Origin of the sequence: Ilumatobacter sp., from assembly GCF_049588435.1 — a bacterium.
GTDB lineage: Bacteria > Actinomycetota > Acidimicrobiia > Acidimicrobiales > Ilumatobacteraceae > Ilumatobacter_A.
Window position 1 is genome coordinate 1 of record NZ_JBAVYV010000564.1, and the last position, 8,841, is coordinate 8,841.

Consider the following 8,841-nt stretch of genomic DNA (forward strand, 5'->3'; position numbering starts at 1 on the left):
GTAGATGAGCCCACGCGACGCTTCGATCTCGGTTGCCATGTCGGCGAGCATGAATGCGATCGCCTGGTTCATGATGATCGGCTTGCCGAACGCCACGCGCTCCTTCGCGTACTCGAGCGAGTACTCGAAGGCGGCGCGTGCCACACCGAGCGCCTGCGCGCCCACGGCGGGACGGGTGGCCTCGAAGGTCTGCATGGCGGCCTGGGCGTTGCCCTTCTCGCCACGATGCACGCGGGCGAGACGCTCGTCGAGCTTCTCCTTCCCACCGAGCAGGCAGCGGCCGGGAACGCGCACGTCCTCGAGGACGACCTCGGCGGTATGGCTGGCACGGATGCCGTGCTTCTTGTACTTCTGCCCCTGGCTCAGACCCTTGGTTCCGGGCGGCACCACGAACGACGCGTGACCCTTCGAGCCGAGTTCGGCGTCGACGACGGCGACGACGACGTGGATGTCGGCGATGCCACCGTTGGTGATCCATGCCTTGGTCCCGTTGAGCACCCACTCATCGGTCTTCTGGTCGTACACGGCCGAGGTGCGGTAGCCGTTGACGTCGGAACCGGCGTCGGGCTCGGATGCACAGAACGCGCCGAGGGCGAGCTCGCCCTTCTCGTTCGAGTAGCACTGCGGCACCCACTCCATGAGCTGCTCGGGCGTGGCCGACGAGGCGATTCCCGCAGCGGCGAGGCCCGTTCCCATGATCGCCATGCCGAGCCCGGCATCGCCCCAGAACATTTCCTCGATCGCGATCGGCATCGACAACCCAGTCGGATCGTTGAACATGGTCTCGGCCATGAACTCCCAGCCGTACAGGCCGATCGAACGTGCCTCCTCGACGATCGGATACGGGAACTCCTCGCGCTCGTCCCACTCCTCACCGGCGGGCCGCATGACGTCTTCAGCAAACCCGTGAACCCACTTCTGGAGGGTCAGCTGATCTTCGTTGAGGGCCATCGAGAAATCGCTCATGCCATCAAGTTACCCCCGGGTAACAGCGCCGTCTACCCATCGGTAACTTCGTCGGCGAACCGTCATGGTCCGCCGCGGACGCAGATCCGGACGCCGATCCGGTCTCAGCTCCGCACGAGGCGGTACACGCCGTCGGTCAGGCTGAGCAGGTACAGCTCTCCCGCGGGATCCTCGCCCCAGCCGACCAGCACGTCTACGACGTCGGCATCCATCCGGGTGACGCCACTCTCACCGATCGCCCAGATCGGCCCGGTGAGGTCGCCGAACAGGTAGGCGCCGCGCAGCTCCGGAATCTCCTCGCCCCGATAGACATGGCCACCCATCACGGCCACCCCGTCCGAACGCGGGTAGTCGAACACGGGTGCGGTCATCCCCTCGGGAGCGTCGTCGCGGCGCTGCTCGCTCCCCTCGAACCAGTTCCACCCGAAGTTCTGCCCGTTGGTCCCGCCGGGAATCACGTCGATCTCCTCGCGGCTGTCGTTGCCGACGTCGCCGACCCAGATGTCCCCGGTCTCGTCGTCGAGCGAAAACGTCCAGGGGTTGCGAAATCCGCGGGCCCAGACCTCGGGACGGTCGTCGACACCATCGGCGTACGGGTTGTCCTCCGGAATCTCGTAGCCGTCATCGTCGAGTGCAGGGCGCACCCGCAGCAGCGACCCGAACAGTTTCGTCGTGTCCTGCGCGTCGCGGCCGTTGCTCCCGCCGCCGTCTCCTGAGCCGATCAATAGATTCCCGACCTCGTCGAAGACGAGACGGCCACCGTTGTGGCCCAGACCGGGTTGGTCGATGAACAGGACCTCGCGTCGCGAGGCCGGGTCGGCGACGCCGTCGACCAGCTCGAAGGACACGACGCGGGTGTCGTTTTCGAGGTCGGTGTAGTCGAGGAACATCCGACCGTCACGGGGGTCGAAGGCGAGGCCGAGCAACCCACGTTCCGACCCGGATTCGAACGCAACGGTTTCGGCGGAGAGATCCAGGACGAGTTCGGTCTGCCCGTCGTCGACCCGATGGACGAAGCCGTCCTCGGTGGCCACATACATCGACGCGTCGTCCGCACGCCAGGCGATCGCAGTCGGGAACGAGATGTCGACGACCTGTTCGACCCCGAGCCGGATCTCCTCCAACGCGGCGTTGGCCGGTGGAGGGTCGGGAGGTGCGGTCGTCGTGGTCGTGGTCGCGGTAACCGTCGTCGACGGCTCGATCGCGGTCGGTCCCGCCGTGATCGGCATCTCGGTGTCGGACGGCGCGATGGTGTCGTCGGTCGGCGGTTCGGTGCTGTCGGTCTCGACCGGGGCAGCGATGCTCGTGGTCGGATCGCGAGCGATCGTGCTCACGAGCAACGGCTCACCGTCGACCTGGCCCGTCTCGACGGAATCGAAACCGAACTCGGATCCACCGCCGCACCCACCTGCCACGAATCCGACAGCAACGAACCCGATCGTTGCGATCGCTGCGGCGCTTCTCATCGCCTCATGATCGCGCCTCGACTGGCCTCGTACGTCCCGAGGCTCGGTCGAGGCCCCACGGGCGACCGATCGTCAGCGACGAACGGTGGTTCCGTCCTTCGTCGTCTCGACCGTCCAGCCGTCGACTTGAAGCTCGGCACGGATCGCGTCCGCTGCCGCGTAGTCCTTGTCGGCGCGAGCCTGATCGAGCGCGGCAGCCTTCGCTGCAACGTCGTCGGACACATCGTGACCACCGGCCGAGAGCTCCAGTCCGACCGCGCCGCAGATCTCGAAGACCGCAGCGACCAGCGGGGGTGCCGCCTCGCCGTCACTGTCGATCGCAGCGTTGGCTGCCCGGACGGTGTCGAACACGATCGACATCGTCTTCGGCGTGTCGAGGTCGTTCTCCATCGCGGCGCGGAATGCGTCGATGATGGCCGGGTCGGGCTCGGCCGACGCCACGTTGGCCGCGCGGGCGGCGAACGCGTCCAGTCCGGCGAGCGAGGCAACCGCCTGGTCGATCGCCGACTGTCCGAGCCTCACCGGGCTCCGGTAGTGGGACTGCAGCAGCACGATGCGGTATGCCCGCGGGTCGTAGTGCTCGATCAGATCCAACAGGTTCGACACGTTGCCGATCGACTTCGACATCTTCTCGCCCTCGGCGTCGACGACGAACCCGTTGTGCATCCAGTGGTTCGCGAACGTCTTGCCGAGCGCCACCGCCTGCGCCCGCTCGTTCTCGTGGTGCGGGAACCGCAGATCTTGGCCGCCGCAATGCAGGTCGAAACCCTCACCCAACAGATCGAGGCTCATCACCACGCACTCGCTGTGCCACCCGGGCCGCCCCGCACCCCACGGCGACGGCCACGACGGCTCATCGGGCTTGGAGAACTTCCACAACACGAAGTCGGCGGGATGCCGCTTCTGACCCGCACCGAACACCTCGCGTTCCCCACCTCCGGCACGCATGTCGTCGAGCGTCTGGAACGCGAGCAGGCCGTAGTCGTCGACCGACTCGACGTCCATGTAGACGCCGTCCTCGGTGACGTATGCGGAATCCTGCGCGACCAACTCGGCGATCATCTCGACCATCTCGTCGACATACTCCGTCGCGTGCGGGATGTCGTGCGGACGCTGCACGCCGATGCCGTCCATCGCCTCGAACCACATCGCCTCGCACTTGGTGGTGATGTCCTTCCACGGACGATCCTCACGCTTGGCTCGATTGATGATGTGATCGTCGATGTCGGTGATGTTCGATACCAGGCGGACAGCGAGCCCGCTCCACTCGAGATAGCGCCGCAAGATGTCGTAGCTCAGCGTCGCCCGACCGTGGCCGACGTGAGCCGGCCCGTAGACCGTGGGCCCACACAGGTAGATGCTGACCTTGCCCGGCTCGCGCAGAGCCAGTTCACGCACGGAGCGGGTCGCTGTGTCATACAGGTGCAGCACGACGCCGATCCTACGACGTGGACCCGCCGGACCCGGGACCGATTGATCCACTCCTGTCGAAGCACCGCGTCCGCGAAAGGTGGTTTGCCCTCTTCACAAACGGGCATCCTTTTGTTACATTCACGTTACGGAAGTAACTCGACCGAAAGGAAGACCATGCAGAACGAAACCCCGAACGCCGACCGGAAGTCCGAGACCTTCACCGGGCATCAGGTGGTCGACCCCGACGGCCATTCACTAGGTGAGGTGTCCGACGTCATCTACGACGACTCGACCAACGAGGCGACGTGGATGGTGGTCAACCCCGGCCTCATCAAGGCCGAGCACTACGCCCCGATCGAGGGCTCGTACACGACCGACGACGGCCGAATCGTCGTGCCCTTCGACAAGAGCTGGTTGAAGAAGGCCCCCAAGGCAACGGGGAGTCACGTCCTCGACGGCGCCACCGTCCAGGAGCTCGAGCGTCACTACGAGACCTCGAACCTCTGACCAACCCCCGTTCCTGATCCCCACCCCTTCCGGTGAGGTGTGAGACCACCCGCACTTCTCACATCTCACCGGAGGCGCAGGTCGTGACGGCAAATCCGGCCGGTCCAGCAGCGAGGTCGGTCGGTAGCCTCGCGAGCGATATGGCGAACATTCCCGACCGGCCGACACTCGACGGCATCGAAGACCGCTGGGCTGACCAGTGGGACACCGATGGCACCTATCGCTTCGACATGTCCGTGTCACGAGATGGTGTCTTCTCGATCGACACGCCGCCGCCGACGGTCAGCGGATCGCTGCACATGGGCCACGTGTTCAGCTACACCCACACCGATCTGATCGCCCGCTACCAGCGGATGAGCGGCAAGGCCGTCTTCTACCCGATCGGCTGGGACGACAACGGTCTGCCGACCGAGCGCCGAGTCCAGAACTACTACGGCGTGCGGTGTGATCCGAGCCAGCCGTACGAGCCGGGATTCGAGCCCCCGTTCCGCGGCGATCCGCCGAAGAAGCATCAGGCCGTGCCGATCAGCCGACCCAACTTCCTCGAGTTGTGCGATGAACTGGTCGAGCAAGACGAGAAGGTCTTCGCCGCCGTCCTGCGACGCCTCGGGCTCAGCTTCGACTGGAGCCAGCACTACGCCACGATCGACGAGCGGTCGCGTCGCACCAGCCAGCGGGCGTTCCTCCGCAACGTCGAGCGCGGCGAGGCATACAGCCAGGAAGCCCCGACGATGTGGGACATCGACTTCCGCACCGCGGTCGCGCAGGCCGAGATGGAGGACCGAGAGCGTCCCGGGGCGTACCACAAGATCCCGTTCAGGGTCGCCGGACATCCCGACTCGACCATCGAGATCGACACGACCCGCCCCGAGTTGCTCGCGGCGTGCGTCGCGCTGGTCGCCCACCCCGACGACGAGCGCTTCCAGCCCCTCTTCGGCACGAAGGTCATCGTGCCGCTGTACGGCCAGGAGGTCGAGGTCAAGGCACACGAACTCGCGCAGCCCGACAAGGGAACCGGCATCGCGATGATCTGCACGTTCGGCGACACGACCGACGTCACGTGGTGGCGCGAGTTGCAGCTCGGTCTGCGGGTGATCGTGGGGCGCGACGGTCGACTGTTGCCCGACGCACCGCAGGGGGTCGATGCCGACGCCTACGCGACGATCGCCGGAAAGTACCCGAACCAGGCGCAGCGCGCCGTCGTCGAGCAGTTGATCGAGAACGACATCCTGATCGGCGAGCCCCGCCCGATCGAGCATCCGGTCAAGTTCTACGAGCGTGGTGAGCGTCCGCTCGAGATCGTCACGTCACGCCAGTGGTACATCCGTAACGGCGGACGCGATGCCGGTCTCCGCAACGGCCTGATCGCTCGCGGACACGAGGTCACGTTCCACCCGGACCACATGCGCCACCGCTACGAGAACTGGGTCGAGGGTCTCAACGGTGACTGGCTCGTCAGCCGCCAGCGGTTCTTCGGAGTCCCGGTCCCGGTCTGGTATCCACTCGACGCATCGGGCGAGCCGGTTCACGACGAGCCGATCCTGCCCGGCGAGGCCGACCTCCCGATCGACCCGTCGACCGACGTCCCCGATGGATACACCGCCGACCAGCGCGACCAGCCCGGAGGCTTCGTCGGCGATCCCGACATCCTCGACACGTGGGCGACGTCGTCGCTGACGCCGCAGATCGCAGGCCACTGGGAGGAGGGCGACGGCCTCTTCGAGCGCGTGTTCCCGTACGACATGCGCGCTCAGGCCCACGACATCATCCGGACGTGGTTGTTCTCGACGATCACCCGCAGCCACCACGAGTTCGACGTCGTCCCGTGGAAGCACGCGGCGTTGTCGGGCTGGATCCTCGACCCGGATCGCAAGAAGATGTCGAAGTCGAAGGGCAACGTCGTCACCCCGATGGATCTCTTCGAGCAGTACGGCACCGATTCCGTGCGCTACTGGGCCGGCTCGGGTCGACCCGGGGTCGACACGGCCTACTCCGAGGACCAGATGAAGGTGGGCCGCAAGCTCGCCAACAAGCTGCTCAACGTCTCCAAGTTCGTCCTGTCGTTCGGTGACGTCGACATGGATGCCGCCCTCGCCGACACGGTGAACGACCCGATCGACCGATCGATGCTGGCGAAGCTCGATCAGGTGATCGCCGAGTCGACGACCGCATTCGACGCGTACGACTACGCCCGTGCGCTCGAACGCACCGAATCGTTCTTCTGGTGGTTCTGCGACAACTACGTCGAACTGGTCAAGAGCCGTGCATACGAATCGATGGGCGCGGAAGCTGCGGCATCGGCGCGTCGGGCATTGCGCGAAGCGCTCTCGACACTGCAGCGGATGCTCGCACCGTTCCTTCCGTTCGCGACCGAGGAGGCATGGAGTTGGTGGAACGACACGAGCATCCACGTGTCCTTCTGGCCGGTGGCTTCCGAACTCGGCGGCGACGCGTCCCTGATCGATGCGACCATCGACGCGCTGACCCTCGTGCGCCGGGCCAAGTCCGAGGCCAAGGTCAGCCAGCGTGCCGAGGTCGAATCCGTCGTGATCTCGGCGCCCGAGTCTCTGCACGCAGCGTTGGAAGCGGGGAGTGCCGACCTGGGCGCAGCCGGAACGATCGCTCAGATCTCGACGGTGACCTCGACCGACGACACCCTGTCGTGCGACGTCACCATCACGCCTCCCGCGAACGCCTGACCCCACCGCCCACACTCCCCGGCCCTCCGCGCACGGCGAGATTCCGAATTTCGTGAGATCGTGACGGCCAGCGTCACGATTCCACATTTTTCGCCACACCGGACGCGCGGGCGAGCTCGACCATCGGGAATTTCGATGGATCGTGACGGTCAGCGTCACGATCTGACGAAATTTGCGTGTGGGGCGGGAGGACCGAGACGTCCAGCTTTCGTGGCGGCGGAGACGGTGGCGAGGCGCCGGGAAGTTGGGTGATGCCGGAAGAGTGCGGAGCAGACTGGATATCGTCACTGGGTCATGGCATCGGAGACCCCCACCGGCGGCGATCGGTCGTTGCACCGCACGTGGCCGCAGAGGCTGCTGATCGGCCTCGTCGGATTCACGGCCTTCTGCAGCCTCGTCGCAGCCGTGCTCGTGTTCGTCGCGCAGCGACAACTCGAGGATCGCCAGATCATCGCGCTCGAACCATCACAGACGCAGCCGGCCGACGGGTCGAACTCGGACGGCAACACCGAGGTCGTGGAAGCAGGAGCGACACCCGACGGAACCGATCCCGCGGTGCCGGTCGAGACCTTCCCGCAGGCCGAGCCGGAGGCGCAGAACATCCTGATCACCGGCGCCGACAACAACGCGTGCCTCGACCCGGAATCGCGATTCGCGGCAGCGTTCGGCGACCGGTCGAGTATCGGAGAGCGCAGCGACACGATCATGATGTGGCGTGTCAACCCGGGTACCGGCCAAGTCGCCGTGCTCTCGTTCCCGCGCGACCTGTGGCTGCAGATCGACGGCCGTTCCAGCAAGGGGCGGATCAACGAGGCGTACCAGCGCGACAATCCCCAACGCCTGATCAACACGATCTGGCAGAACTTCGGGATCGAGACCGACCACTTCGTCCAGGTCGACTTCTGTGCCTTCAAGGAACTCGTCGATGCGGTCGACGGTGTCGCCGTTCCCTTCGACACCCCGGTTCGCGACGGCGCCACCGGTCTGGTCGTCGAACAGACGGGATGTTTCACCTTCAGCGGTGAGCACGCGTTGGCCTACGTCCGATCGCGCAAGATGGAGTACCTCACCGAGGACGGGCGTTGGGAACGCGACGGAACATCCGACCTCGGGCGGATCTCGCGCCAGCAGGACTTCATCCGTCGCGTCGGCGACAAGTTGATCTCCAACGCCTTCTCCCCCGACGTCGTGCGTTCGCTGCTCGACGTCAGCAAGGAGTACATCGTCACCGACGACGAGTTCACCCTCGACCGGATCCTCGAACTCGCCGGTGTCCTGCAGAACACCGATCCGGCGACGATCACCACGTACCAGATCGAGGCGACGAACCAGACGATTCAGGGCAACGCGGTGCTCCAGCCGAACCTGAGTTCACAGAACATGTTGGATGTCATCGCGCTCTTCCGCGGTGAGGTCAGCCTGGCCGAGCGGCCCGAACAGAACATCGACATCACCGACGCCGATCCGTCCACCGTCCCGACCCCGCCCCAAACCACGGTTCCGGTGATCGATCACGACGCAACGACGACGACCACCACCACCGATTCGAACGACGACAACTCGGACGGCGACGATTCGAACGACGACAACTCGGACGGTCGATCTGACGAGACGCTCAACACCGAAACCGCGTCGACCACGGTTCCGATCGTCGAAACCGAGGACATCGTGTACGGCGTGGTCCCCGACGCCAACGAATCCTGCACCTGATCCGACCGACGTGCTCCCGCGACCAGCCGGTCGCAGCAGCCACCCGTGTCAGCTGTCGAGCACCCGGGTGAGCGCAGCGG

Annotated in this window: 6 protein-coding genes; 3 read left to right on the forward strand and 3 right to left on the reverse strand. The window is 65.7% G+C overall.

Annotated elements, in window-relative coordinates; genetic code table 11:
• The 3 genes from WBV89_RS21255 to cysS all read right to left on the reverse strand — a co-directional run.
• A partial coding sequence (locus WBV89_RS21255) for an acyl-CoA dehydrogenase family protein (protein ID WP_423983329.1) occupies positions 1-966 on the reverse strand: 966 nt, incomplete at its 3' end.
• Positions 967-1,070: 104 nt separating this feature from the next.
• Complete coding sequence (locus tag WBV89_RS21260) at positions 1,071-2,432, reverse strand: PQQ-dependent sugar dehydrogenase (protein ID WP_423983330.1); 1,362 nt, start codon at positions 2,430-2,432, stop codon at positions 1,071-1,073.
• A 72-nt stretch (positions 2,433-2,504) separates the two neighbouring features.
• Complete coding sequence (gene cysS / locus WBV89_RS21265) at positions 2,505-3,863, reverse strand: cysteine--tRNA ligase (protein ID WP_423983331.1); 1,359 nt, start codon at positions 3,861-3,863, stop codon at positions 2,505-2,507.
• Between the two features lie 156 nt (positions 3,864-4,019).
• On the opposite strand from cysS, the gene WBV89_RS21270 reads away from it, so the two are divergent.
• The 3 genes from WBV89_RS21270 to WBV89_RS21280 all read left to right on the forward strand — a co-directional run bounded on the left by WBV89_RS21270 (position 4,020) and on the right by WBV89_RS21280 (position 8,761).
• Entirely contained in the window at positions 4,020-4,352 is a 333-nt protein-coding gene (locus tag WBV89_RS21270; RefSeq protein ID WP_423983332.1) for a PRC-barrel domain-containing protein, read from the forward strand.
• 140 nt (positions 4,353-4,492) lie between these two features.
• Entirely contained in the window at positions 4,493-7,051 is a 2,559-nt protein-coding gene (gene valS, locus WBV89_RS21275; RefSeq protein WP_423983333.1) for a valine--tRNA ligase, read from the forward strand.
• Between the two features lie 294 nt (positions 7,052-7,345).
• Positions 7,346-8,761: an LCP family protein gene (locus tag WBV89_RS21280; protein ID WP_423983334.1), complete on the forward strand. Its 1,416-nt coding sequence runs from the start codon at positions 7,346-7,348 to the stop codon at positions 8,759-8,761.
• Positions 8,762-8,841 lie beyond the last annotated feature (80 nt).

Coding starts and splice junctions, on each gene's coding strand:
- WBV89_RS21260 (WP_423983330.1), bottom strand. CDS start 2,432: ATGAGAAGCGCCGCAGCGATCGCAACGATCGGGTTCGTTGCTGTCGGA.
- WBV89_RS21270 (WP_423983332.1), top strand. CDS start 4,020: ATGCAGAACGAAACCCCGAACGCCGACCGGAAGTCCGAGACCTTCACC.
- valS (WP_423983333.1), top strand. CDS start 4,493: ATGGCGAACATTCCCGACCGGCCGACACTCGACGGCATCGAAGACCGC.
- WBV89_RS21280 (WP_423983334.1), top strand. CDS start 7,346: ATGGCATCGGAGACCCCCACCGGCGGCGATCGGTCGTTGCACCGCACG.